Annotated in this window: 24 protein-coding genes, 1 tRNA gene and 2 pseudogenes; 7 read left to right on the forward strand and 20 right to left on the reverse strand. The window is 62.0% G+C overall.

What is annotated here, in order from left to right; translation table 11 throughout:
- Nucleotides 1–2: 2 nt before the first annotated feature.
- The gene (locus FB389_RS01545; protein WP_142111057.1) at nt 3–2,465 is read left to right on the forward strand and encodes a glycogen/starch/alpha-glucan phosphorylase; all 2,463 of its coding nucleotides are present in this window, start codon (nt 3–5) and stop codon (nt 2,463–2,465) included.
- Nucleotides 2,466–2,859: 394 nt separating this feature from the next.
- On the opposite strand, the gene FB389_RS01550 is transcribed toward FB389_RS01545, so the two are convergent.
- Nucleotides 2,860–3,480: an L-threonylcarbamoyladenylate synthase gene (locus FB389_RS01550; RefSeq protein ID WP_142111058.1), complete on the reverse strand. Its 621-nt coding sequence runs from the start codon at nt 3,478–3,480 to the stop codon at nt 2,860–2,862.
- A gap of 95 nt (nt 3,481–3,575) precedes the next feature.
- Between FB389_RS01550 and FB389_RS01555 the strand changes: the two genes are divergently transcribed.
- Nucleotides 3,576–5,288: an LGFP repeat-containing protein gene (locus FB389_RS01555; RefSeq protein WP_142111059.1), complete on the forward strand. Its 1,713-nt coding sequence runs from the start codon at nt 3,576–3,578 to the stop codon at nt 5,286–5,288.
- Nucleotides 5,289–5,296: 8 nt separating this feature from the next.
- Here FB389_RS01555 and lnt read toward each other — a convergent pair whose 3' ends face one another.
- Nucleotides 5,297–6,931 (reverse strand): apolipoprotein N-acyltransferase, encoded by a 1,635-nt coding sequence (gene lnt / locus FB389_RS01560; protein WP_142111060.1) that lies wholly within the window; start codon nt 6,929–6,931, stop codon nt 5,297–5,299.
- Entirely contained in the window at nt 6,910–9,648 is a 2,739-nt protein-coding gene (gene polA / locus FB389_RS01565; protein ID WP_170207822.1) for a DNA polymerase I, read from the reverse strand. Before polA ends, lnt begins: the two co-directional genes overlap by 22 nt.
- On the opposite strand from polA, the gene FB389_RS01570 reads away from it, so the two are divergent.
- Complete coding sequence (locus FB389_RS01570; RefSeq protein ID WP_142111061.1) at nt 9,608–10,000, forward strand: PaaI family thioesterase; 393 nt, start codon at nt 9,608–9,610, stop codon at nt 9,998–10,000. The two genes, polA and FB389_RS01570, sit on opposite strands and share 41 nt — an antisense overlap.
- 123 nt (nt 10,001–10,123) lie before the next feature.
- On the opposite strand, the gene FB389_RS01575 is transcribed toward FB389_RS01570, so the two are convergent.
- The 3 genes from FB389_RS01575 to FB389_RS01585 form a co-directional block, all read right to left on the reverse strand.
- Nucleotides 10,124–10,741 (reverse strand): GNAT family N-acetyltransferase, encoded by a 618-nt coding sequence (locus FB389_RS01575; RefSeq protein ID WP_142111062.1) that lies wholly within the window; start codon nt 10,739–10,741, stop codon nt 10,124–10,126.
- A 64-nt stretch (nt 10,742–10,805) separates the two neighbouring features.
- Entirely contained in the window at nt 10,806–11,495 is a 690-nt protein-coding gene (locus tag FB389_RS01580; protein ID WP_142111063.1) for an ANTAR domain-containing response regulator, read from the reverse strand.
- Between the two features lie 169 nt (nt 11,496–11,664).
- Nucleotides 11,665–12,462: a siderophore-interacting protein gene (locus FB389_RS01585; protein WP_142111064.1), complete on the reverse strand. Its 798-nt coding sequence runs from the start codon at nt 12,460–12,462 to the stop codon at nt 11,665–11,667.
- Nucleotides 12,463–12,674: 212 nt separating this feature from the next.
- Here FB389_RS01585 and FB389_RS10650 point away from each other — a divergent pair.
- A pseudogene (locus tag FB389_RS10650) lies at nt 12,675–12,866 on the forward strand (AraC family transcriptional regulator); the annotation flags it as partial.
- Nucleotides 12,859–13,134: pseudogene (locus FB389_RS01595) on the forward strand (VOC family protein); the annotation flags it as partial. The pseudogenes FB389_RS10650 and FB389_RS01595, both read left to right, overlap by 8 nt.
- Before the next feature lie 527 nt (nt 13,135–13,661).
- On the opposite strand, the gene FB389_RS01600 reads toward FB389_RS01595, so the two are convergent.
- The 13 genes from FB389_RS01600 to FB389_RS10945 form a co-directional block, all read right to left on the reverse strand.
- The gene (locus tag FB389_RS01600; protein ID WP_142111067.1) at nt 13,662–15,773 is read right to left on the reverse strand and encodes a DEAD/DEAH box helicase; all 2,112 of its coding nucleotides are present in this window, start codon (nt 15,771–15,773) and stop codon (nt 13,662–13,664) included.
- Complete coding sequence (locus tag FB389_RS01605; protein WP_142111068.1) at nt 15,773–16,615, reverse strand: HamA C-terminal domain-containing protein; 843 nt, start codon at nt 16,613–16,615, stop codon at nt 15,773–15,775. Before FB389_RS01605 ends, FB389_RS01600 begins: the two co-directional genes overlap by 1 nt.
- 114 nt (nt 16,616–16,729) lie before the next feature.
- A complete protein-coding gene (locus FB389_RS01610) occupies nt 16,730–17,701 on the reverse strand; it encodes a nucleotidyl transferase AbiEii/AbiGii toxin family protein (protein WP_246043465.1) in 972 nt (323 codons plus the stop codon).
- Entirely contained in the window at nt 17,698–18,276 is a 579-nt protein-coding gene (locus FB389_RS01615) for a type IV toxin-antitoxin system AbiEi family antitoxin domain-containing protein (RefSeq protein ID WP_246043466.1), read from the reverse strand. The genes FB389_RS01610 and FB389_RS01615 overlap by 4 nt, the downstream gene beginning before the upstream one ends.
- 103 nt (nt 18,277–18,379) lie before the next feature.
- A complete protein-coding gene (locus FB389_RS01620) occupies nt 18,380–19,354 on the reverse strand; it encodes a tyrosine-type recombinase/integrase (RefSeq protein ID WP_246043467.1) in 975 nt (324 codons plus the stop codon).
- A gap of 1,195 nt (nt 19,355–20,549) precedes the next feature.
- Entirely contained in the window at nt 20,550–20,939 is a 390-nt protein-coding gene (locus tag FB389_RS01625) for a hypothetical protein (protein WP_142111069.1), read from the reverse strand.
- The gene (locus tag FB389_RS10365; RefSeq protein ID WP_170207823.1) at nt 20,927–21,172 is read right to left on the reverse strand and encodes a hypothetical protein; all 246 of its coding nucleotides are present in this window, start codon (nt 21,170–21,172) and stop codon (nt 20,927–20,929) included. Before FB389_RS10365 ends, FB389_RS01625 begins: the two co-directional genes overlap by 13 nt.
- Nucleotides 21,173–21,328: 156 nt before the next feature.
- The gene (locus FB389_RS01630; protein WP_142111070.1) at nt 21,329–21,931 is read right to left on the reverse strand and encodes a hypothetical protein; all 603 of its coding nucleotides are present in this window, start codon (nt 21,929–21,931) and stop codon (nt 21,329–21,331) included.
- The gene (locus FB389_RS01635; RefSeq protein ID WP_142111071.1) at nt 21,921–22,181 is read right to left on the reverse strand and encodes a hypothetical protein; all 261 of its coding nucleotides are present in this window, start codon (nt 22,179–22,181) and stop codon (nt 21,921–21,923) included. Before FB389_RS01635 ends, FB389_RS01630 begins: the two co-directional genes overlap by 11 nt.
- A 33-nt stretch (nt 22,182–22,214) precedes the next feature.
- Nucleotides 22,215–22,370: a hypothetical protein gene (locus FB389_RS10370; RefSeq protein WP_170207824.1), complete on the reverse strand. Its 156-nt coding sequence runs from the start codon at nt 22,368–22,370 to the stop codon at nt 22,215–22,217.
- 482 nt (nt 22,371–22,852) lie between these two features.
- Nucleotides 22,853–23,005 carry a hypothetical protein gene (locus FB389_RS10375; protein ID WP_170207825.1) on the reverse strand — a complete coding sequence of 51 codons (153 nt, stop codon included), beginning with the start codon at nt 23,003–23,005 and terminating at the stop codon, nt 22,853–22,855.
- Nucleotides 23,002–23,157 carry a hypothetical protein gene (locus tag FB389_RS10380; protein WP_170207826.1) on the reverse strand — a complete coding sequence of 52 codons (156 nt, stop codon included), beginning with the start codon at nt 23,155–23,157 and terminating at the stop codon, nt 23,002–23,004. The genes FB389_RS10375 and FB389_RS10380 overlap by 4 nt, the downstream gene beginning before the upstream one ends.
- Entirely contained in the window at nt 23,150–23,356 is a 207-nt protein-coding gene (locus tag FB389_RS10945) for a helix-turn-helix domain-containing protein (protein ID WP_142111072.1), read from the reverse strand. Before FB389_RS10945 ends, FB389_RS10380 begins: the two co-directional genes overlap by 8 nt.
- A gap of 46 nt (nt 23,357–23,402) precedes the next feature.
- On the opposite strand from FB389_RS10945, the gene FB389_RS01645 reads away from it, so the two are divergent.
- Entirely contained in the window at nt 23,403–24,005 is a 603-nt protein-coding gene (locus FB389_RS01645) for a hypothetical protein (RefSeq protein WP_142111073.1), read from the forward strand.
- A complete protein-coding gene (locus tag FB389_RS01650; protein WP_142111074.1) occupies nt 24,002–25,180 on the forward strand; it encodes a tyrosine-type recombinase/integrase in 1,179 nt (392 codons plus the stop codon). The genes FB389_RS01645 and FB389_RS01650 overlap by 4 nt, the downstream gene beginning before the upstream one ends.
- Before the next feature lie 109 nt (nt 25,181–25,289).
- Here FB389_RS01650 and FB389_RS01655 read toward each other — a convergent pair.
- Nucleotides 25,290–25,363, reverse strand: a tRNA-Pro gene (locus FB389_RS01655).
- Nucleotides 25,364–25,418 lie beyond the last annotated feature (55 nt).

Raw genomic sequence — 25,418 nt, forward strand, 5'->3', positions numbered from 1 at the left:
ACGTGAACCAACCTCCTGCATCCCCCTCAGTTTCTGTAGACGACTTCACAACCGACTTCATCTCCCGGCTGCACAATTCGCGCGGGGTCGATTTGGAGAGCGCCAGTGACAACGACCTGTACAGCGCCCTGGCCTGGACGGTGCGCAAGCACCTGATAGACCGCTGGCTGGTCACCAAGCGCGTGCAACGCGAAAACAAGGCGAAAACGGTCGCCTATCTGTCGGCCGAATACCTGCTCGGAGCGCAGCTGCACAACATGCTGCTCGCCTCGGGGCTCGGCACCGTCGCTCGCGAGTCGATGGCCTCGCTGGGGCTGTCGTTCGACTGGCTCGCGGAACTCGAAGTCGAGCCGGGGCTCGGCAACGGCGGCCTGGGTCGACTCGCTGCCTGCTTCGTCGATTCGCTCGCCACCTTGGACATTCCCGCCACCGGCTACGGCATCCGCTACCAGCACGGCATCTTTCGCCAGACCTTCGTCGATGGCCGCCAGGTGGAGCAGCCGGACAACTGGCTCGAACTCGGTTCGCCGTGGGAATTCCCGCACCCCGAAGCATCGATCGTTGTCCACTTCGGCGGCCACGTCGAGCACACCACCGATGCCGAAGGCAACGACCTGGCGGCATGGAAGCCGGCCTGGAACGTCCTGGCGGTGCCCTACAACTACCTGGTTCCCGGGTACGGCACGCAGAACGTGAACTCGCTGCGGCTGTGGAGCGCGCGGGCAACCCAGTCGTTCGACTTGCAGATCTTCAACTCTGGCGACTACGAAAACGCCGTGCGCGCGCAAACCTATGCCGAGAACATCTCGCAGGTGCTGTACCCCGAAGATTCGACGCCCCAGGGCAAGGAGCTGCGCCTGCAGCAGCAGTACTTCTTCGTCGCCGCGTCCGTCCAGGAAATGATCGGTCAGGTCGGAACGTCACTGGACGAACTGCGCACGCTGCCGCAGCGCGTCGTGTTCCAGCTCAACGACACGCACCCCGTCATCGCGATCCCCGAGATGATGCGTCTGCTGGTTGACGTCTACGGCATGGAGTGGGACGAGGCCTGGGGCATCACCCGCTCCGTGTTCAACTACACCTGCCACACCCTGTTGCCGGAGGCGCTTGAGGTCTGGTCGGTCGACCTTTTGGGGCGGCTCCTGCCCCGCCACCTCGAAATCATCTACCGGATCAACGATGACTTCGTGGCCGAGGTGCGCGAGTCTCACCCTGGCAACGAGTTGCTGGTTCGCCGGATGTCGATCATCCAAGAGCAGCCGTTCCGGGCGGTGCGCATGGCGCACCTGGCGACCGTCGGCTCCACGAAGGTCAACGGTGTCGCCGCCCTGCACTCCGAGCTGCTCAAGGACAAGGTGCTGGTCGATTTCTCGAACCTGTGGCCGGAAAAGTTCACGAACGTGACCAACGGCGTCACCCCGCGCCGGTTTGTGAAGATCGCGAACCCGGGGCTCTCGTCCCTGATCGACGAAGCCATCGGGACCGATTGGGTGAAGGATCTGAGCCAGTTGTCGCGGCTCGAACCGTTTGCGGACGACGCGGCATTCCGCGAGCAATTCCGCGCCGTCAAGGCCGCGAACAAGACCCGCCTCGTGGAAACGCTGCGCAAGCGCGATGGCATTGAGCTGGCCGATGACGCGATATTCGACGTCATGGTCAAGCGACTGCACGAATACAAGCGCCAAATGCTCAAGGTGCTGCACGTCGTCACCCTGTACGACAAGATCCTGCGCGGGGAGCTTGACCCCGAATCCATGACGCCGCGCGTCGTGATCTTCGGCGCGAAAGCCGCCCCCGGGTACCTGATGGCGAAAGAGATCATTGCGCTCATCAACGCGGTCGGTGCGACGATCAATGCCGACCCGCGGGTCAAGGGAGCGCTCTACGTTGCCTTCCCGGCGAACTACAACGTGACACTGGCCGAGACCCTGATTCCGGCGGCGGACCTGTCCGAACAGATTTCGCTGGCGGGTAAGGAAGCGTCCGGAACCGGCAACATGAAGTTCGCGCTCAACGGCGCTCTCACGATCGGGACGCTGGACGGCGCCAATGTTGAGATTCGCGAACTTGTCGGCGATGACAACTTCTTCTTGTTTGGACTCACCGAGCCGGAGGTCGCGACGTTGCAGGCGAAGGGATACGTCCCCTCCGCCTACTACGAGGCGAACGCGTCGCTCAAGAATGCGATCGACCTGATCGCGTCGGGCGCATTCTCCGGCGGGAACCGCCAGACGTTCGAGGGCATTGTTTCCGATCTGCTGTGGCACGATCGGTTCCTTGTGCTCGCCGACTACCAGGCCTACATCGAGGCGCAGAACGTGGTCGAATCGGCTTACGCCGATCAGGACGCGTGGGCGAAGTCGGCGATTCTCAACGTCGCGCGCAGCGGGTTCTTCTCATCCGACCGTTCGATCCGCGACTACCTTGACCGGATCTGGCACACACCGGCGGTGCCCGTACAGTAGCCCGCTACAACTCGTTCGGTAGCCCGCTTCGTTGGTCGAGTGGCCCGCTTCGTTGGTCGAGTGGCCCGCGCAGCGGGCATATCGAGACCACCCGGCGGTCGAGTGGCCGACTGCGTTGGTCGAGTGGCCCGCGCAGCGGGCATATCGAGACCACCCGGCGGTCGAGTGGACCACTTCGTTGGTCGAGTGGCCCGCGAAGCGGGCGTATCGAGACCACCCGGTCGTCGAGTGGCCCACTTCGTTGGTCGAGTAGCCCGCGCAGCGGGCATATCGAGACCACCCGGCGGTCGAGTAGCCCGCGCAGCGGGCATATCGAGACCACCCGGCGGTCGAGTGGCCCACTTCGTTGGTCGAGTAGCCCGCGCAGCGGGCATATCGAGACCACCCGGTGCGGCTATTCGAAGCGCGAGGGGTCGCCCGCGCCCACGCGAACGACTTCGGGTTCACCGGTGGTCCAGTCGACGACCGTCGTGGGCTCCAGCCCGCATTCGCCGGTGTCGATAACCGCATCCACCACGTGGTCCAACTCCTCCTTGACGGTCCATCCCTCGGTCAGGACGTCTGTCGTTCCGGGCAGGATCAGGCTCGATGACAGTATCGGCTCACCGATCTCCGCGAGCATGGCCTGCACCAGCGGCGTTGCGGGAATTCGCACGCCCACGGTTTTCTTCTTCGGGTGCGCCATCCGCCGGGGCACCTCGGGCGTGGCCCGCAGAATAAAGGTGTAGGGCCCAGGCGTCGCCGCCTTGATGGCACGAAATTCCGCGTTGTCGAGGTAGACAAAATGCCCCAGCTGCGCGAAGTCCTTGCACACCAACGTGAAGTGATGCTTGTCGTCGAGTTTGCGGATACTGCGGATCCGATCGAGCGCGTCCGGGTTATCGAGTGCGGCACCGAGCGCATATCCGGAGTCCGTGGGATAGGCGACGAGGCCACCGTCGCGCAGAATATCTCCCACTTTGGAGATAAGCCTTGGCTGCGGGTTCGCGGGGTGAATGTCGAGGTAGAGAGCCATTTCTCCACGGTAGTACTGCCACATAGATTCGTCGATAGACGGTGTGACTGGAGTTACTAGTGTTACTTGTGGCGACTTATGTGGCGGTTTGTGTCATGATCGAAGGGATGATTTACTTCGACACTCGCCCCACGCGCACCCGCTTCACCCGTCGGTTAGCCATTCCGTTGGCAATCGCCGCGACCATCGCGATCGCTTTCGCCAGCGTGGTCGCGGTCGCGCCGTCCGCCCGGGCTACGCAAGTCAAGGCCGTGGCCTCGGCAAAGGAATTCGACCCCGGCAACATCGTTTCCGATGCGGTCTTCTTTGACGGCGATGCCCTCAGTGCAAGCCAGGTGCAGGAGTTCCTAGAGGCGCGCGTGCCTCGGTGCTACACCGCATCCGGGGGTCCGACCTGTTTGCGGAACCACATGCAGGCGACCCCCACCATGGCGGCGGATGCATACTGCAAGAAGTACACCGGGTCGACCAACGAATCCGCGGCTTCGATCATCGCGAAGGTCGGTGCGGCTTGTAACGTCTCGCAAAAGGCACTCATCGTCCTGCTAGAGAAGGAGCAGTCCCTGATAACCGCGGGCCGCTCGAGTTCGGGGAACTTTCCCACTCTCACGAAGTACCTGCACGCTACGGGGTTCGCGTGCACAGATACTGCACCGTGCGACGAGTTGTACGGCGGCTTCTTCAACCAGATCTACTACGGTGCTCGCCAATATCAGCGCTACGTAAATAGTTCCGTGTACAGCTGGCGCACCCTCGGCAAGAACACGATCTATTACAACCCCAAGAAGACGTGTGGATCGGTAACCGTGAACATCCGCAACAAGGCTACCCTGGGTCTCTATTTCTATACCCCGTATGCTCCGAACGCCAAGGCGCTTGCCAACCTGTACGGGACGGGTGACAGCTGCTCGTCGTACGGGAACCGCAATTTCTACCGTATCTTCACCGATTGGTTCGGATCCAGTCAGATACCTGTCACCGGAAGGATCCAACAGACCTGGATCGCGCAGGGCTCGCACGCCGGGGCCCTGGGACGCCCCAAGGCCGCGGCCCAGTGCTCGGCGTCGAACTATTGCGTGCAGAAGTTCCAGGGGGGCTACGTGGCGTCCACGAAACGCGGCACGTCGTTCGTCATGAGCAATTCGGCCGTGAGCGCTGCATGGCTAGCAAGCTACGGGACCAACGGCGCCCTGCGCTGGCCGTATTCGAAAGCGAAGTGCACGACCTCAGGCTGCGTTCAGAAGTTCACCGGCGGTTACGTAACGACCACGTCGAGCGGCAACGCGCAGGTAATTACGGGCGAAATAGCGAAGAAGTGGAAGGCTCTGGGCGGCACAAAGAGCGCCCTCGGGATGGCGACCGGGGCCATGAAGTGCACGGCGAAGGGCGATTGCCGGCAGAAGTTCATCGGTGGCGTGCTCGCTGCACCCGGTGGCCAGGCAGTGCAGGTCGTTACCGCAGATATCGCGAAGGCGTGGAAGAAGGCGGCTATCCGCAAGGCGGTGGGTTACCCGAAGGCGTCTCAGAAGTGCTCGACCATCAAGGTGAAGTCGGGGAAAAAGACCGTGAAGGTGCGCGCGTGCCGGCAGTCATTCACCAAGGGCTGGGTGGTGTCGCGCGCAGGGGCGACGACGCGGACGGTAACATCGACCATGGCCAAGGCCTGGTCGAAGAACCGTAGCAAGGTTGGCTATCCGACCTCGAACACGTCGTGCAAGACGGCACGCGGCGTGACCACGTGCAAACAAAAGTTCACGAAGAAGCGCATCACTATCAAGGGCAAACGGGTTACGATCTCAAAGCTGTGACCCGGCGGCTACGCGACGGCCACCCGCCTGCGCAAAAGGCTGGCACCGAGAATCCCGGCGCTCGCGATCGCCGCAATGATCAGGAGTGCCGCCGAGACGAAGGGGCCGACACGGATCCCGAGCGTCGTGCCGTCGTACAGCGTGACCTGCGCGTTCAAGGCACCGGCAACGTGCGTCGGCAGTTCCTGTTCGATGCTTCCCTTGGACGAGATGACCGCGCTCGTTCCCACCGTGGAAATGTTGACGAGATAGCGCCCTGCCTCAATCGCGCGGATCCGCGCTATGTCTAGCTGCTGAATCGATTCGTCCGTGCGCCCGAAATCGGCATTATTCGATTGCACGAACAGCACCTGGGCGCCGTCGCGAATGGCTTGCTGATTGACGTCGTCGTACGCGACATCGAAGCAAAGCGCGGTTCCCGCACGCGCCCCCGCGACAGTGAACACGTTCGACGCCTGGCCCGGCTGGTAGTCGCGCGCAATCATTGCAATCAGCTTCGGCACGATTCGCGAATAGAATCCCCGGTCGGGAACGTATTCACCGAACGGAACGGGGTGCATCTTGTCGTAGGTTGCTGACGGGGTAACGCTTCCCTGCTCCCAGACCTGCGAACTGTTGTAAAAGAGCCCCGCTCTTTCCATGATGGTGCCCACGACGATGGGCGCATCGAATTCACTTGCCAGCGCGCGCACCTCGGCCAGGGCTTTGGCGGAGGCGGTGGGATCGAGATCGGTTCCGTCCTCGGGCCAAATGATCACCTGCGCCCCCGGCGCGGCGTATTCTCGCGTCGCATCCACCTGCGCGCTGAGCAGGTCACCACGACTCCTCGCGGCGAAGTACCCCGCTGGTCCATTACCCTGCACGGCCGCGACAAATAGGCTCCCGCTGGCAGTTTGCGGGTACGCGGGAAGCACGGCCGCCCCGATAACGATCGCCCCGGCCGCCCCCACCGCTGCCCACCACCAGCCCACCTCCCCGTGCGGAGGCGCCACGGAGCGTGGGTGCGGGCCTCGTCCCCCGCGCGCCTTGGCAACCAAGAATTGGCCGGTGACCATCGCGATTCCGGCTAGCCAGGCGATAAAGAACGAGAGCCCCGTCGCCGAAATCCACGATGCCATGAGCGCAAAGGGCCCGTCGGCATGCGAGAAGGCGAGGGTTGCCCAAGAAAAGCCGCCGTAGGGCCAACGCGCCGTTGCAACCTCGCCCGCCGTCCACCACACGGCCACGACTATGGGCGCCGCGATCATCCTAAGCAGCGGCCCGCGGGGCGCGCGCGTGGAGCGCGCCTTGACCAGCCGCAGCGACCAGCCCATCCCGGCAAGGAAGGGGGCGGTGACGATTGCCTGCGCGGCGGACAGCGCGAACCAGGGCAGCAACCCGAGGTATAGGGTCGCCCAGTGGATGGTGAAGAGGTACATCACCAGGACCCCCGTGAGGCCGATCCCGAACGCGTGCCACCAGGTTAGGCCGGACACGGCCGCGGCCAGCAATGCCAACCCCAGCGGAGCGGCGGGCCACCAGCCGGGATCCGGGAACGCAAGACTGAGGACGGCCCCGCCGACACCGGACAAGACCAACCGGGCGGCCGCAGGCTTCCATGGTGGCCGGACTCGCTTGGCGGCTAGTGGCCCGCGTCGAACCACGAGTGGCCAACCCCCACCGAGACGTCAAGAGGAACGGAGAGACTAGCCGCGCTCCCCATCTGTTCGCGCAGAATCTTGGTTACTTGTTCCGTTTCACCGGGGGCAACCTCGACCACCAATTCGTCGTGAATCTGCAGCAGCACCCGCGAATGTATCCCGAGGTCGTTGATGGCGCGATCCACTTGCAGCATGGCCACCTTGATGATGTCGGCCGCGCTGCCCTGAATTGGTGCATTCAGCGCCATGCGCTCAGCCATTTCCCGACGCTGGCGGTTGTCCGAATTGAGGTCGGGCAGGTACCTGCGCCGTCCCAAGATGGTTTCGGTGTAGCCGGTTTGTCGCGCCTCTTCGACTACCCGGTGCAGGTAGTCGCGCACCGCCCCGAACCGCTCGAAATAGTCGGCCATGAGCGAACGGGCTTCAGACACCTCTATGTTGAGCTGCTTAGAGAGCCCGAACGCCGACAGGCCGTAGGCTAACCCGTACGACATCGCCTTGATCTTGGATCGCATCGCGGGCGTCACCGCGTCTACGGACACCCCGAAGACCCTCGAACCGACGAAGTTGTGCAGATCCTCGCCGCTGCGGAAAGCCTCGATGAGCGCGTCGTCCCCCGACAGGTGCGCCATGATCCGCATTTCGATCTGCGAATAGTCCGCTGTCACCAGGGTTTCGAAGTCGCTTCCCGCGACGAATGCGCGCCGAATCGCGCGCCCGGCCTGCGTTCGCACCGGAATGTTCTGCAGGTTGGGCTCGGTGGACGAAAGACGTCCTGTGGCCGCCACCGTCTGCTGGAACGTAGTGTGGATCTTCCCGTCGGCCGCAACCGCCTTGAGCAATCCCTGGACCGTCTGGCGGAGCTTCGTGGCATCCCTGTAGGCGAGCAAGTGCTCCAGGAATGGATGCTGCGTTTTTGCGAAAAGTTCCGCCAGCGCGGCCGCATCGGTCGTGTATCCGGTCTTGATCTTCTTGGTTTTGGGCATGTCCAGCTCGCCGAACAGCACCTCCTGAAGCTGCTTGGGTGACCCGAGGTTCACGGTGTGACCGATGACGTCGTACGCCTCCTGCGCGCACTGCGCCGCCGTGGCTGCGAAGTCCTCGTCCAAACCGCGCAGCAGGTCGATATCGACGCTGACACCGGCGCGTTCCATGCGCGCCAGCATTTCTGCCACGGGTAGCTCCAGGTCCGCCAGGAGGGCGGATTCGTGGGCGTCGGCAAGTTGCGCACCCTGCTGGGCTGCAAGCCGAGCAATCGCAACGGACTGGCTTGCCAACCCCACATTGGCGCCTCCGTCGTCGAAATCCAGGGCGCCCTGGCCGGATTCGTCGACGCTGTCGATCGTCACGTGCAGGTGCGTTTCCACGATGGATGCCAGGTCGTAGGACCGTTGGTCGGGCCGCGATAGGTATTCCGCCAGTTCGGTATCGAATGTGACACCCGCAAGCGTCATGCCGCGGGCTGCCAGTGCATGGTCAATCCACTTGATCCCGTGGGTGACCTTGGGTGCCGCCGGATCGGCTAGCCATGCGCGAAGGGAAGCATCCTGATCCGGATCGGATTCCTCGAGGTTTACCACCACCGCCTCGCCGTCGGCGCGCCCCACGGCAACGCTCCAAGCGTCCGCATTGACGGGAGTTCCCCGCCCATCGATGGCCAGCCCGAACGGTGCCGCTTCCTCCCCCAGCCACTGCGCGAGCGAGATGCTTTCGTTGTCGACTATCTGTGCGCCGATCGCGGCCCCGCTTGCTTGCGCCGGGGCATCGTCGCCCGCCACGGCAATCGTGTTCAGCCTGTCGCGCAGCGTGCGGAATTGCAGCGATTCGAAGAGGCGATCCAATTCGGGACGATCCCACGGTTTGCGCGTGACGTCGGTGACCGCCGCGGGCAGCTCAACGTCGGTCAGCAGGCGGTTCAGCCTCCTGTTGCGCCGCACGTCTTGAAGATGCGCACGTAGCGACTCCCCGACCTTGCCCTTGATGTCATCGGCGTGAGCGAGGAGGTTGTCGAGGTCGCCGAATTGGGTGATCCACTTCGCGGCCGTCTTCGGGCCGACCCCCGGTACTCCGGGCAAGTTGTCGCTTGTCTCCCCCACTAGGGCAGCAATATCGGGGTAATTGACGGGTGCAACTCCGTACTTTTCCCGCACGGCCTGCGGCGTCATGCGTGCCAGATCGGACACGCCGCGCCGCGGGTAAAGGACCGTGACGTGTTGGGTCACGAGCTGGAGGGTGTCGCGGTCGCCGGAGCACACCAGTACGTCCATGCCGGCCTCGCTGCCCTGCGACGCCAAGGTTGCGAGTATGTCATCCGCTTCGATGACCGGCTTTTCGAGCGTGGTGATCCCCATGGCGTGCAGAACTTCTGCTATGAGCGGAATCTGATGCTTGAAATCCTCAGGAGTCTTTTCGCGAGTGCCCTTATATTCGGGATATTGCTCGGTGCGGAAGGTGGGACCGGGCGCATCAAACGCCACGCATACGTGGGTCGGATTCTCTTCCTTTATCAACGATATGAGCATGGAAACGAACCCGTACACCGCGTTGGTGGCAACGCCCGTCGTCGTCGTGAAGTTCTCGACAGGCAGAGCGAAGAACGCCCGGAACGCCATCGAGTGGCCGTCAATGAGCAGAAGCTTGGGTCGCATTTCATGTGTCACAGGTGACAACCTATCTGGTATGTCTGACAATACGAATTTGGGTGCGCTCGCCGGTTCCATGGGAATTGAAATTACGGACGAGGGCTCCGCGCTCCCCCCGACCTTTCACATGCCGGTCGCCGGCAACACGCAGCCCTACGGTGCCCTGCACGGCGGTGCGACCGCGGTGCTGGTGGAAACGGCGGGATCCGTGATCGCCAACAGGTGTGTGCGTGCCAACCACCATGCGGTGGGCATCGAGGTATCGGTGTCTCACCACCGCCCGGCTACCGCGGGATCGGTGCATGCCACGGTCAGCGTCGCGCACGCCGGCAGTCAGCTCATAGTCTGCGAGGTTGTTGTCGTGGACGATCTGGGGAAGCGCGTGGCGACGGGCCGCCTGACGTGCATGGTGGTCGCGGATCGCCACTAACCGAGTTTGCCGCGCAGTACGCGGATGCCGCGTCGCTGGGGGGGGGCGCCGCGGACCGCCACTAACCGAGCTTGCTGCGCGGTACGCGGATGCCGCGTCGCTGGGGGGCGGCGCGGACCGCCACTAACCGAGCTTGCTGCGCAGCCTGCGCTCGACTTCACGCGAATCGATTGATTCGGTGTGCACGCGCACCTTGCGGCGCCGCGCGATCAGGTCTTCGATGCCGCGCGCTCGGCGCCGTATCCCCGGCTCGCGCGCCAACTCCCGTTGCAGCGCGCTGACCGCGACCACGCGGTGCGCGGCAGCCGGCGCGAAACCCAGCCGGGCCAAGAATCGGTTGGTTCCACGGGCCCCCGGCAGCTGCTGAGCGTATATGTCAGCAACCCCGTTCCCCACCGCGAAGTCGGCGATATGCGCCATCAGCGCACGCCCGACCCCCATCCGGCGTTCCGCATTCTTCACGTACAGTGCCTCGATGAACACCGCGGGCGAGGGCCGCAGGATGTCATTGGTCAGAAGGCGCAGCAGGGCGAAACCCGCGATATCGCCGCGGTGTTCGGCTACCACGATGTGGCCGCCCTCGAGGGAAGAAAAGACGGTGAGCTGACGCACCAGTGCCTCGGTGTCGTTCGAGCACACCTGCACGCCCAGGTTCGATTCGCCTCGGGCCTCCAGACACAATGTCGCGACCGCGGGCAACATCGACTCCTCCGCATCACTTACGTGTACCGCAGAAGCCACTGTGGCTGCCCCCTTTTCAGGAACCCAATCTCTCCATCGACGTCGTCATCACCGCGGATGCCGACTACTCGGCGTCCCCGACCTGGTCGATCACCGCATCCGCGACTTCGCGCATGGTGAGGCGACGGTTCATCGAGGTCTTCTGGATCCAGCGGAAAGCTTCGGGTTCTGACAATCCCATGCGGGACATCAGCAAACCCTTGGCCCTGTCCACGTGCTTGCGGGTTTCGAAGCGCTCGACCAGATCGTCGACCTCGGTTTCGAGCGCCACGATCTGGTTGTAGCGGGCAATCGCCACGTCAACCGCCGGGATCAAGTCCGCGGGCGAGAAGGGCTTGACCACGTATGCCATGACCCCGGCCTCGGTCGCACGCTCAACCAGCTCGGCCTGCGAGAACGCCGTCAACAAAACCACGGGGGCGGCGTGTGCCTTTCCGATTTTCTCGGCCGCCGAGATTCCATCGAGCCGCGGCATCTTTACGTCCATAACGACGATATCGGGCTTGAGCTCAATCGCCAGTTCGACCGCGCGCTCGCCGTCTGGTGCCTCCCCCACGATTTCGAATCCGGCTTCGGCCAGCGTCTCCACGACATCCATGCGGATCAGCGCCTCGTCCTCGGCAACGACGGCGCGCCGCCGCGGACGCTCGGGCACCGCATCCTCGGCTACCGGCTCCGGCTCAGCGAACTGCGGGGAGAATAGCGACTGGACGTCGAGCTGGCCGTCGCTTGGGGGGGTGTCTTGTTGTGTCACAGTCACAATGGTAGTGCCATTCGCCGCGCAACAACGCCCAATGAGACACGTGGCCGGATATTTCCCGCCGAATAGTCTCTTAAAGATCGCAGACTGAATAAATCGGGCAAAACGCTCGCCGCGGCACGCCCAGACGCGCCGGGGACAGCCTGACGCGCCGGGATCGCAATCAGCCGGGCGCGGCGCGCCCGATCCGCCAATACCCGCAAAAGGTGACCCGTTCTTTGGGAACGCCTCGTTCGTTGACCAAGTACCGCCGAGCGCCGGTGGCAAGACCCGACTCGCCAACGGCGAACGCTGCGAGGTCGCTTGTCACGGCGATGTCGCGAACCATCGGAAGCGCGCTGGCGCCGGGTACCGCGCGGTGGACGCGCACGGCCCACCGCACGTTCATGCCGTCCGGTGCCTCGTGGTCTTGGCGATCTCGTTCGTCAAAAAGCTCGATAACGGCGTCACCCTGCGCATCGCGGGGCATGTCACGCAGGACGGCAAGGGCTGCGGGCATGCCGCTCTCGTCGGCGACTATGAGATGCCGCGGGGCCGACGCTGGATTCCAACCGTAGCCCTGATCGATAAGTGCCACAGGGGTGCCCGGCGTGACCGACGCCGCCCACGGCGCGGCGGCCCCTGGGGTTCCGTGAACAACGAAATCGACGTCGATTTCAGCGGGATCGGCACGGTATTGCCGAATGGTGTAGTTGCGGATGACGGGCCTGGTGCCTCTGGGCATCGTCATATAGCGGACGAGGCCACCCACCCCAAATCGGTTCGGCAGATTACTGAACCTATCGCCGCCGTGGACGGGTATGGCCAGGCGGAACCATTGGTCGAAGCCTGGATACCGAAAGCGTTCGAGGTCCTGACCCGCCAACGTCACCCTGACCACGTGCGGACTTACGCGCGCTGCGCGCGCCACCTCGCACTTCACCAGCCCGGATTCCGCGTGGGTCACCTTAATGGTGCTCACGGGCGTACCCCTTGTCCCAACGTTTGCGCGGATCGGGCGGAGCTGCATGGGCGTGCCGATGGGCGAAATCCCTCACCGCGGGCGGCGGTGCGGGATGGGTGGCCTCGTCCTTGATCGTTCGCAAAATCCAAAGCCGACCCGCCTGCCTACCGCGGCGCGAATAGGCGCGGGGTTCTATCGTGGATTTAGCCGCCAACAATCGTCCGGAAGGAGTGGCGATCGTGAGTCACCTAGATGATCTGCGGGCGTTGCGCCGGGCACGCGACAGGATCGACCGCGAGTATTCTCTGCCGTTGGACGTGGAAGCTCTGGCGCGCGGGGCGCACATGTCGCCGGGGCACTTCAGCCGCCAATTCCGCAAGGCATATGGGGAAAGCCCATATTCATACCTGATGACCCGCCGGCCAACCGGATGTTTCGCTGCTCCTTGCGCCGCCCGCGTTAGATCCCGGCATCACCGAGCAGGAACGCGCGACCATCGCCGAAATGATGGCGAAGGGCACCTTCGGATGGTTGCTCCTGGCGACCGACGACCTTGACGGCACGTTCGCCCGCATCCAGGAGCTCGGTGCGGAGGTGTTGCAAGAACTTCTTGCGCAACCCTATGGGGTGCGCGATTGCGCCTTCCGGGATCCCGCAGGGAACCAGATTCGGATCAAGGAAGTTCTGTAAGCGTGCGGGGTCGATCAGTGCGGGTGGTTGGCGCGGGGTCGGCCAGTGCGGGTGGTCGCCATTTCGCTGCTTGGAGCGGGGAAACCGGCGGCGTGGGGTTATCCGCAGGTAGCTGAAGTTGGTCTGTCTCAGGTTGCCTGCGTGAGTGCTTCCGTATCCTTGAGTGACGTGGCCTGGAGGTAATTCTCGAAGGCCCCGGGTGGAAAGGCCCCGAGACGCACGTAGGCCCTACGCCCCACCCCAAGCGCCACGAAACGGGCCGAACACCCCATCAGTTCGACCCGTTCCGATATCACGAGACACGGCTTGTCGGGGCGGCAGGATTTGAACCTGCCACCCACTGACCCCCAGGCAGACGGTTCGGCCACGATCCTTGATTTCTCGGGCTTCCCCACCCCCCAAACGGCGCGATTTCACGTCACGGAATGCATGGTTTGCATGTATCAGGTCCCGACCAGGTCCCGGCTCTTGGCAGCGGACCGTAGATCCGTCAGGGGTTTACGTGGGGTTTCTGAGAGGCTCTTCGTCTACTCAGCAGGTGCGATCGTGGGCATCTCCTTCGTTAGCCCCGAAGCTACGTCTGCAAGGAACCACCGATCCACCCGTGTCAGCGCGGAGAGCACCCACTGGTCCCGAGCCATGCGCACCAGTGCGGATACAACGTCCTCAATGCTCTCTCCGCGCAGCCCCAGTTTGGCGAGCTTCGCCCCCACAGGGACAGGCAATCCATAGTCCTCAAGCTCTGCAATAAACGCGGGGAGATAGAGGGACTCGATCTCTCGGATGAGGTACTCGTAGTTGGATGCTCGTTCGCCTCTTTCCTGGGCGACTTCGCATTGGATCGAGCTTGCGGCACGCAATATCGATGGGATCTTGAACCCCATCCAGTTGCGCTGGAAGCTGAGCACATCATCGACTACGTTGCTGCGAGTTTGGCCGGGTCGCATGTACGGCATCGCAGCCTCAACTAGCGACCGCACGTCGCCTCGTGCCGTCCTGGCTGCTCCGAGCTTCGCAAGTATAGATCTGGCGTTCTCTCCGCTTCGATCACGCCCGCTGATCAGCTCGTCGTACCCGAGCGAGACAACCGCCGTCAACTGTTCCCGGGTCGGGACACCGGTCCAAGACAGGTCGCGGAACTCACCCGCCCCGGCCTCACGCATGTGGCGTGCCGCGCCGATCTGAAGCAGCGGATCGAGACCTCGGTTGCTACGAATCGTGTCGATCGAAAGATCATCCTGCTCGAGGATTTCCCGCAGACGCTCGACGGACTCCTCGGTTAGTTCAGACTCGTCAAGCTGGATCAACGTTGCAAGGGATGCTGCTGGCGACTGCGACTCGATCGGAAGATCAACAGTCGAGATTTCTGGTTGAGGCTGATCAGCATAGGAGACGACTCGTCCTACGAAATGCTTCAGCATCCGCCCAGCTCTGCCTCGGATGTTGGAGAAGGTGAAGAAGTCGATCGGCTTCCGATCAATCTTCTTGTCGTAGATGACGACGTTCCTTGCTACGGTGTTGACGCCCTCGATCAGCGTTGTGGTGCAAACGAGGCGGTCGATCGTCTCCATCGCGAATAGGCGAACCATCGCTCGTTGCAAGCTTCGGGGCATCGGGCCTGTATGGGTGCCCACTCCTCCGCGCAGGGCCTTAGCCACGTACCACTCTGGATCGTAATTCTCCGCGATCCAGTCTGCGATATCGATCACGAGTGGGTCGGCGGCTCCCGTGGCGAGCTCGAAGGCGACTTCGTTAGCCCGCCGTGGGCTGCTCACGAAGATCAGGCTCGGGCCATCAGCTTCTTCGTCAAGGAACAGCTTCATGTCCGCGAGTCGGTCTTCGATATGAGATCTATCCTCGACATCTACAACTACGGGGTTGAAATCAGAGGTAATGAAAGACTTCGATAGTTCGCTGTCTGCGTCGACTTGCAGAGCATCAAATTTGGGGCCAAGGAGGTAGTACTGGGCTCCGGTCTTGCGGAGGATTCGCCAGGCGATGTTGAGGTTTGATCGCCTCTTCTCGTCTGTCTCTCCATCGCCGAGCTTGTAGAACTCATCAATGATGAAAAAGTCAACCTCGGGCACTGGGCTCAGCTCCAGGAAGCGTTCCTGAGTGAGTACATAGATGTTCTTGAGCGTGGGCTGCTGACTGGGATGCGAGACGATGGTGTACCCCGTGTCGAGCGTGACCAGTCGGCGTCGCGTCTCATCGATGAGTGAAATCGTTGGGACGATAATGACGAAGTTTTCCCATTTTCCCGACAAGACCAAGGCGTCAACGATAGCTGATTTACCGAAGGATGTTGGGGCGGACAGGATTACGCTCTCACCGTCCATGAGGCGTTCGTAAATCTTCTGCTGCTCAGCATGGAACGTAAAACCCTGGTCACTCAAAGATCGGGGCGAGTGGTAAGCAACTGTAAGTGCTTCCGCATCACTGATTTCATCGAGATTCGGAGACATATACGGAAAGAGGCCCAATCGCGCAGCCAACGAATCAACAATTGGGCCTAGAGAACCAGCACCCGAGTATTGATCAAGGAACCGGATGAAACGGTTGCGGGCTTCCTGCTCGTTTTCATCGGTCAACAACAGGTTGGAGATATCGCGCAGCGCAGCGAAGTCATCGGTCGCCATTAGATCCCCTGCAGAGCCTTCAGTTTCTCGTGCATCAGTTCCACCAGTCTCTTCTTCGACTTCAGCGGAAGGAGTATCAGCCGAATCTCGACTTCTAGAGGCTTCGTCAGTCGCGACTCGAACCTCGACAGAGCGGCCGTAGTCTCGTTGGTCATGGCAGCAATGTAGCTGTCACCTACGACATCGTGGCCGTCCACCGCATCACTGTCATAGGTCAGGAAGACCGGCATAACGATCGAGCTCGAGATATCGTCCAGGCTTCGAGCGCGCGCGATCAGAGCTTTGAACTGTTGCGCATGCGGCCAGGACGCATCCACCTTGCGAGTGATGAAGACGAACTCTTTGCGCAGAAAATCAATCGCCAGGTGTGCCTGGATGTCTTCGAGCACGCTGTCCATAGCACCGTCAAGCGCGGAGTAGAACTTCGCTTCCCCGAGCCATATCTTCATCTCTCCACTGCTGTCAGCTACGACATGAACGCTGTCGAACCCTTTAACCACATCATTCGACGAGTCTTCATAGTAGATCTTGCTAACTGCCGCCTCAGCCCCATAAAAGTCCACGAGCGCGGCGTGTAGGAGGAGTTCACCGAACTCTCCGCGCCGTCGGTATTTTTCTGTCGAGTACACAGATATCGCCGCGTCTCTAATGGATTGCATGGCCGTACTACTGGAAACGTTCTTCGCTTCCGTATAGGTGAGCGCAAAATCGAGCAGATGGCGGTCAAAGACATCTTCAACGAGTTGCCGGGCGCGCCATTCGCCTAGCTCGTAACCGGCGCATAGGGCGTTAGCGATGACGGAATTAGGTACGATTTCGACGCGCACTTGAAGTACTGGCATATTCAGCCTTCCTTGCCCATGTGTGCCATCGAGTCAGCGGTGTCTTCGCTTCCGCATAGTCCGATTATGCGTGCCGAGCTATCCGTAGCTGTTCTTAGCTGAGTCTTTTCCCGTTCAGTCACTGGTGTTCTCGTCGACGATGAGGCTCGACGGACTATCAAGAACACGCTCAGTACCTGCCCAGGCTGGCTCTTCCCACGCCAGGGAAGAAAGGTTCCATTGCAATCGGTCGGTCTTGCCCGCGAGGACCGGCTCAACGAAGGTCATACATGTTGCAAGCAGGTCGGCGAAACTCACCGGGGTCGATTGATCGAGCCTCTGCTTCCTTCGCCAGACCTCCCACTTCCGCTGCGCGAGCGCTGGCATATGTGACAGCAATGGGCCGAGTGGCTCCAACTCAACATGACGGTAGCGGGCAACAACACCGATCGCTTCCTGCAGGTCCGCACCTTCGACACTTCGGGAGCGGGCGATGGCCGCAATGTCGGTGAAGTCTCTCCAGCGAGTGTTCTGCTCTCCGCGTTCGAGCGCAGTGACGATCTTTTCCGCAAGCACCATGTGGTCCGGGTACCCGAAGAGTCGCAGCGTGCCACCCAACAGGAGTGGCAGGACCGCCTCTGTGGGTGCAGGCCAGATCGGGTCACCGAAGTTCACATCGATGTGCAGCGCGACCTGTGCCGTTGCCAACCGGGCAGTCATCTTGACCCGCACACCGTTGTAGTCGGCTTCGTCGCGGATCTGCTCACCGCTGACGGAGTTCTCATCGAATTCGAGCCCGTCGTCACGCTGGACTGCGAGGATGTTACGGACGCGCTGTTCGACCTCGGGGATGTCGTTCGCGAAACCGCGCGCAGCGAAGTCAATGTCGCGAGTCGGTCGACGTTCAGCAAAGGCCGCCATAAGCACGCCGCCTTTGAGGACGAAGTCTGCGGCGGACTCTGATGCTGCGAGCCGCACGAGGAAACCCTCCAGCGCGTAGAGGGTGATGTACTCGGCAAGGTCACGATTCTGCCGCCGCGCGAGGTTACGCAGATCGTTATAGGCCCGCCCTGCTGGCGTATCCCTTGAGGGCATCGGAGGCGTCACAGGAGCACCTCCAGCGCTTGACGTATCCGGGGCAGCGCTTTGGGGAACGACCCTGCAACCTTGAGTAGCCGCGCGGGCGTGTTCCCTCTCCGGCGAAGCCAGCGCCTCAGCGCCTCGTGTGCAACATCGCTGCCTTCTTGGTGCATGAGCCGGAAGCAGTCGACGATGGTCCGCTCCGCCGAGTAGATAGCAACCCCTGCGCCTTCTCCGGCGTCAACGTGCTCGCGTCCGATCTGAAAGGTCTTCGGGTCGAAGCTATGCCAACTCACATTCGTCAGCCCGGCTGGCTGATGGGTTCCGCGCGGCAACGCGATGTCGGAGGCGAAAGGAATCGCATCGCTCAGATCATGGTGCACGAGAGCGCTCGTCAGGCACAGCGTCGCATCGTCACGCAACGCGGTCGCAGCGGCGAGCGCAGTGAAGGCTGGCGGGATGGCCTCGGGACGCACGTAGACGCCACGCCCCACGCGCTCGATCTCGTCCCGGTCGAGCAGCGAGTAGACCTGATCCTTGCTGAGACCCGCTGCGCGCGCATCCTCGAGCGTGAACACAGGCGCAAGCTCGTGCACGGCCACAGCATCCTCCTAACTCTCAACACATCAAGAGTATCTGTGGGCAGTTAGGCGGGCAAGGGGCGTCTGTGGAACGAAGACGCTGGTGTCTTCGTCGGAACCGCCCTCAGCCAGCCTTACCGAACGCCTGTTCAAGGAACTCTGCCGTGATCGGGTTCACGGTCTCGTTGCGGCGGATGTAGTGCTCGCGCGTGATGGAGGGGTCGCTGTGTCCGAGGAGTTCAGACGCGAGTTGCAGTCCCCCGATCTCGTTGATCGCGGTTGCGGCGGTCCGGCGGAACCTGTGCGGGGTCACGTCCGCGACCCCGGCCTTGTCCATCACATCGCGGAGCTGCCTGCGGACGTTGTTGGTCGTGTGCGGCGTCCCGACGCGGGTCGCGAACAGCAGTGCGTCGGGGTGGGTGAAGCGGATCGTCTTGACGCGCGCTTGGATCGCTCGGAGCGCGAACCCTGGCAGTGCGACTCTGCGCACGGATCGAGCCGTCTTGGGATGATCCTGTCGGTGTGTGGGTTCACCTTTGCGGCTCACGATCGTTCCCGAGATCCGCACGGATGGGATCGGAGCATCCAGGTCAAGGTCTCCGAGGCGGATCGCGAGGAGCTCTCCGATGCGGGCGGAGGTGCCGAACATGACTTCCACGATCTGACCGAGTTGCCCGTCCGGCTTCGGGCCTGCCTTGATCGGCCGCTGCTCCCAGGCACTGATACCAGTGCGGATGGCCTTGAGCTCGTCCCCGGTGAACACGTCCGGAGTGCGTGCGGGCCGGCGGAGCCGAGAGACGTGGTCCATCGGGTTGCGCGGGATGATCTCGTGGCGCACTGCGAGTGAGAGGGCGAGGCGAAGAACGAATCGGGCTTGGCGTGCGCGGTTGTAGCTCTTCTTCGCGAGCTGCTTGAGGAAGTAGTCGCATCGGGCCACTCCGATCTCGCGGAGCATGACCTCTTTGAAGAACGGCAGGACGAGGGTGCGCATGTTGCGCTCGTAAAGCAGCCTGGTCGTTGGCAAGAGCCGATCCTCAAGGCGCATGTCTTCAAGCCAGTAGGACACCAGCGCCGGGAAGAAGCTGTTGTCGGCACTCATCCCCGAGAACCCGGGATGGAACAGATCCCCCGCTCGGAGAACTTATTCTGCAGCGCACGCTCCGCGCCGGGCCTGGTCGCGCCTGTGACTTGGACGTGTCTGCTCTTCCCGTCCCAGTCGCGATACCGGGTGCGGGTAATGTGTCGTCCGCCGTCGGTGCGGCGGGTGGCGATGATGCCGAAAGCTCCGTTCGGAGTGCGGGGCCTAGCCACGAATGCTCACCTCCGTGGCGATATCGGAATCGGTTTGTGTTGTGGGGTCTTGGCTGTGGAGTTGTGACTGCGTCCGTTAAGTCTGGACGGTCCCGCCGATAGCAAGTCCGGATACGACCGTCTCGGTCAGATGACGGTCCGGGCCCAGTCCAGATTGAGGGTTCCCACTTGCCCGACTATCCATCGCCGACTCTTTTCTGCGAGTCGCGCGTTGAGAGAATTGAAGTGACGAGCGTCAAGGGGGTGACCGATCACGAGAAGGTGCTCTGGTGACAAGGGAAAGAGCCCACTGTTGATGGCGCATCGTCTTGGCCCTCGCCCCAAAGCAAGACCGCACCATCCCCAGTCACGAGGTCCTTGGTGTTGTGAACAGGCCAAGCCCAGCTTTCGATACCAAGTGATACGAACCGGAGGGGGTCCTTCATCTGTTGCGAGAGCATCAGGCGGTCAGCGAGTTTGAGTTTTGCCTCTTCGGTCGTTCCGTCGGTCCTTAGAAGGACAGCGGGTGTGTCGTTTTCTGATTGGTCCGCGTGGCGTCCTCGGTGCAGTGCATGTCGAGGAACGCAACGGTATCGGACTTCTCCTGGTCCGCGAGTTTGTGTCCGTAACGTAGTTTGGATAGTGCGGGAATCCCGGGTTATAGCCAAAACGTGTGGATGGGATCGGCTGGGAGCGTTGGGATGTAAGGACTGCCGGGCTGTTGATGCCCTGGTTGGACGAGCTCGCCGTTCTAACCATCAACGGCCTCAAGCTCGTCCTGCGCCGTCGCCAGGGCATGCCCACCGAAAACCACCCCGGGCACGAAAAAGCCCTGGCGAGAAACCTTCTCTCACCAGGGCATTTGGTCGGGCTGACAGGATTTGAACCTGCGACCCCTTGACCCCCAGGCAGGCCAGCGGTATGAAAGCGAGTACAACGCACTCCTGTCACGTCTGGAACTTCGCGGGATCGGACTCATGGAGTTGCAAACCGAGACAGGCGAATTACGGGCCATCTGTGAGAATTTCGTGAGACAGCCCACGCATAGCCGACACTTCGATGCACTGGCGCATTTCTTCCTCCCATTCGGGATCCGGTGCGATCTTGACGTAGCCGACGCCTCGCGCGGTGGCGAGCATGTCTCGCCTGCCTGCGTGGTGTTGGCTGGTGCAGTCCAGGAGCGCGTGCACACGTTCAGCAGCGACGCACTCAGCCAGGCTGTCCCCCGCAGCGTTGGCATCGAGTAGCAGGAGCATCTGGCGGGCTATCTCTTCACCGTGGGGATGCTCAGACAGCACCGTTGATTCACGGACACCGTTGCTGTCGTGTTGGTGCTTGCGTAGCCGTTCCTCAGCGGCCTGGAGCCGTGAGTGCGTGGCGTCTAGTCGCGCCATGATCGTTCTCCTACCGTGAACCCGCGTATTCCTGTCTCGATGTCGTGTAGACGTCGCTCGATGTCATCAGCACGGATGCGTTCACGAGACGCTAGTAACGCTTTGGCTGCCGTGACCTTGACCTGGGGCGAAGGATCATCCAACGCCGCCCGCAGAGCCTCCACAGCGGCTATCTGAGCGCCTAGCAGGATCTCCGTGGCCTCTTGGTCCATCTCGCGGGCACGCGCTGTCACAGCGGCCTGGAACGCGGGTAGGGTCTGCCATCTTCGTACCGTGCGCTCTGAGACGCCGACGGCATCGGCCACCTGTCCAACCGTGCGACACGTGAGAGACGCGGATACAGCACGCTGCTGACGTGGCGTGAGCCTGTCAGATCCGGCCATGACCGGTCACCAGCCAGCAGTCTTGACGGGCAACGGGGTCGGCTTCAACAGGTCCACTCCGTTGGCTGCCAGCGTCACGACATTGGCACGGTCTGGACGGGCACGCATACGCGTAGATGGACCATTGAGAATCTGGCTGTTGCTATCGTTCTCGACCGCCGCCCGGCACTCGTGAAGCAACGCATACCATTCCGCGTACTGGCCGACGAGCGTATCGACCTTCGTGGCAAGATCCGCTGCCTGCGCGTCCAACGTCGCACGTTGTGCCTGCCATGCCTCTTCGACCTTGACGGCAGCCCCTGCCAGTGCTTCACGTTCGGCACGGTACAGGCCAGCCTCTTCGTTACGGATATGCAGCAGCAGTTCTTGCAGCCGGTGACCGTCCTCCAACTGTGGTGGTTCAGGTGCGGGCTGGAGGCTTTGACGGGCCTGCGCAGCAGCGTTCTCCCATTCGGTGCGCTTCTGCTCGTTCTCAGCCTGCAACGCCGCCAGATCCGCCCGTGCAGTCGCTGCCGCCTCTCGCAGTTCTGTCCGGCGAGCGTTCACGGCCTTCAGGATCTCCGCGCGTGTCTCGTCAGCGCCCATCTGGCTGGCCAACTCACTCACCATCCACAAACGCGCGACGGTCAGCGCGACGCTTCGCAGCAGCATCACCCTTCACACCCTTGGCTGTCTTCGCCGTCTTGCGGGCACGATTCGACTCGTCCAGCCCTACCAGCACGTCCACCCGCGCCGCGACATCACGCCCACCATGACGACGCACAGCCGCCAACATGCCACGCTGCCGCCCACTCAACGCCGTTCCCGACTTCGCGACGTTCTCCAACGCGATCAGGCTTCCCTCAAGGTTCTTGTCCATGTCTCCTCTTCCAGTCGTTTCTTCCAGTTGTTGTTATCTCGGGTCTTCAATGCCGAATGTTGTCGGTGAGACGCCTTCATCGATGTCTCCGAGCAGACCTCCGAATGCCTTCTGCCAGTCCCGCCGTCGTTCACCATCATTGAGCCGGTGGAAGTCCTCGATGAGTGTCCTCAGATCGTCGTCATCCATGCCCATATCTCGGGCACGCCTCTGGTTGGTCAGATTTGGCTTCCACGTGGCCGGTAATGGCGTTGGTCCGTCGTCGGTCGCCGTGCTGGTGACCGAGATAGAGACTTCGTGATTCCCTTTGTGGTTCCTGTAGTGGTTCTGTTCCGTCTCCCGTACCGGTACCGTTCCGTCTCCCGTACTAGTACCGTTCCGTCTCCCGTACTGGTTAGGGATCACAAGCCGGTAACGTACTGACAGACATCGATGCCCGGCCTTGCCATCCGGGATAAGCCAGCCCTTCCCCTTCAGACCTCGAATGGCCCGGTTTGCGGCATCTCGCGACAGTCCTGTTATCCGGATGAGTTCACTGGTCGCAACCCACGAATGCGGCCACGACTGCCCGCCGTATTTGCCGAACGCGAAACTAACTAACTTCTCCAGTGGCGTTAGGTCATCGGACTCCCACACTGCGTCTGTCCACTGTTGGCGCGCGGTAGCCGTGGTCACTGCCCGTCCTCCTCGTCGTCCACAATCGTCACGACGTCATCGGAGTCAGCCCGACGCGCAAGGACATTCGCCACAAGGAGTTCATCAGAAGTCGTTCGCGGATCACGCTTCACCGAACGCAACCACGCCCGACGATCACGCCGATTCATGGCGTCCACCCCCGCCAACCACGCGCGGCACTACCCTGCACCGACAGAACTGCGGACCTGTCATCGATGATCTCCCGTGGCGGATCCTCATCGGGGACCATGCTGCCCGCAACCAGTCCATCGGTTGCCGGAAATGCATCAGGGTCAGCCATCTTGAACCCCAAGCAACCGCAGCAGCGCCGGTACAGGAACACGACGCTGCCTGCCCAGGCGGATCGTTGGGATCTCTCCCTTGTCAGCACAGACATACGCCGTTGGACGGCTCACTCCAAGCATGCGCCCGGCTTCCTCTATGGAGATCGTTGCCCGACCTCTAAGTTCTTCCACGCTCGCCCTCGTCAGATTACTCATGCATCCATTGTTGTACCTGTTACTCAGCAATAGGTACACTGAACGAATGGCAGATAGGAACAACACACCTGAGAACAGTTCAGAACAGGAAGACTGGCCCCTGATTCCGATAGACGAAGACGGCGGCGAAGCCCCTCCCAGCGCCGACACCGAATTGGCCTTGCGCGTGGAATGGACGCTTACACATGGCCAGTTGAAGCCCTCGTCAATCACACTCGTCAACACGCGCGGTGGCGCGGTCACACCTGAGCAGTGGAGGCACATCAAAATCGGCGAATTAGTTCAAGCATCGCGATACCTCCTCGCGGCTGCCGGTCACCTGTGGCAACTATCAACCGATGATGCAACAGCACACCTGCACGCGAAGCAACTCATCGACCTAGCAGAGCCCAAATCGACGTCTCGTAGCGGATACCCAGATGCTCACTATCGCGAAGTAGCCGAGATCTATTCAGGAGCCGCAAGAACGCAGGACACACAGCCCGTCAAAGCAGTGCGCCGTGAGATGCGTCAACGCTACCCAAACCTCTATTCACAACTGAAGGAGACGACTGTGAAGGGATGGATCAGAACAGCAAAGGCAAAGGGCTACATCGCTCAAACTGCGCGACAACAGCGCGCAAATGACACGAAAGGTACACAGCAATGAGAATCACCAAGCCGAAGCCCGGCGAACCTATCAAGATCATCGAGACCAAGACGAAGGGCGTCCGCTACCGTGCCGTGGTGGATGTCGGAGTTGGACCAGACGGGAAACGCCGTCAAGATATGACCACACATGACAGCCTCACAGCAGCCCGTCACTGGATCACCGAGACGCGCGCAGCAGTCAAGGACGGCACGTACCTAACGAAGGACCGCACGACGTTCGATAGTCTCTGTAATCGCTGGCTGGACTCCCGCCGTGACATCCGGGAAGTAACCCGCGTGGGCTACACAGACGTCCTGAAGGCAGCACGCGTTCGGCTCGGGAAGCGAAAGGCTCAGGACATCACCCGGAGCGACATCGAATCGTTCGTGACCTGGCTTCAGACCGAAGGTGGGCAGCGCGGCACCGGAGTCTCCAGGCGGACCGTCGTCTTCACGCTCGGGGCCGTTCGGCAGGTACTCGCCTACGCGGTCACTGAAGGACTCCTACGGGCGAACCCTGCCGAATCGGTGAAGGCACCGCGTAAACAGCACGGAGACAGCCACAGCACCGCCGTATGGGCCATAAGCGACCTCGCACAGTTCCGGGCGACGGCAGACAGCCACGAGTGGGCAGCGGGCTGGCGGCTGTCACTGTGCGGGCTTCGACGCTCTGAAGTGCTCGGCCTGACATGGGACGCCATCGACCTGGCCGCTGGAACGGTGGAGATCCGTGCCGGACGCGTGCTTCTCGACGGACACAGGACCGCTATCGACGCCCCGAAGTCATCAGCGTCATGGCGGACGGTCAACGCCGAAGCCATCCACCCTGGCACGGTTGCACTTCTCCGCCAGATGAAGGCGCGCCAGGCTGCCGACAAACTGAAGGCCGGTAGAGCATATACAGACAGCGGTCTGGTGCTCGTGGACGCACTCGGCAGCGGCATCCGTCCGGAGCGCTACTCTGACGAGTTCCGGAGACTGTGCGACGAAGCCGACGTTCCAACCGTCAGGCTTCACGAAGTACGCCACACCATCGCGCTGGCACTTCACCGCGCAGGCCAGGCACCCGCAGACGTCGCCAGCCTTCTAGGCCACTCCGTCTCCACTCACCTGGCGTTCTACGTGCCATCGACCAAGACAGGTGCACAGTCAGCAGCCCAAGCGCTCGGCAGCGCACTCTCAGCGGCAGGGTAAGCACCTTCACGAGTGCACGATGTGAGAATTCCGTGAGAAAAAGTCCCGAACAAGATCTAGTTGCTCGGGACTTTTTCGTATTTTCGCAGGTCAGAGACCTACTTTTTTGTCGGGCTGACAGGATTTGAACCTGCGACCCCTTGACCCCCAGTCAAGTGCGCTACCAAACTGCGCCACAGCCCGATGCCGCCGAGGCGGCAAGCCCTCCAACAATCCCGACCGGGACCGTTTGGCGAGC

The sequence above is a fragment of the Rarobacter incanus genome (assembly GCF_006715765.1).
In the GTDB taxonomy this organism is placed as follows: domain Bacteria; phylum Actinomycetota; class Actinomycetes; order Actinomycetales; family Cellulomonadaceae; genus Rarobacter; species Rarobacter incanus.